The sequence below is a fragment of the Streptomyces sp. a15 genome (assembly GCF_059026085.1).
In genome coordinates this window covers 1-281 of record NZ_JBWLKM010000315.1, presented here as the reverse complement: position 1 = coordinate 281, position 281 = coordinate 1, and the positions used below count along the sequence as shown (strand labels likewise).

Sequence of the window (281 nt, the reverse complement as noted above, 5' to 3'; positions counted from 1 at the left end):
GGAGCCGTCGAGGTGACCGTCCAGCTGCCCGCCGGCTCCCGCGTCGACGCCAAGGCGGCCGACGGCGAGCTCCGCGGTGTCGGACGGCTCGGCGACGTCACCTTCGAAGGCGCCCAGGGCACGGTCAAGCTCGACGAGACCGCCGACGCCCGCCTCACCCTCCTCGCCGGCGACATCTCGGTCGGACGCCTGGGCGGCCCCGCCCGGATCAGCATCCAGAAGGGCGACATCCACATCACCGAAGCCCTGCACGGCACCGTCGACCTGCGCACCGAGGCCGG

General features: G+C 74.0%; 1 protein-coding gene. It reads left to right on the top strand.

Annotation, left to right across the window (positions count from 1 at the left end; genetic code table 11):
• Window positions 1–281, top strand: a 281-nt coding sequence (locus tag AC5P09_RS52290; protein ID WP_493880673.1) for a DUF4097 family beta strand repeat-containing protein, incomplete at both ends; no start/stop codon positions are given.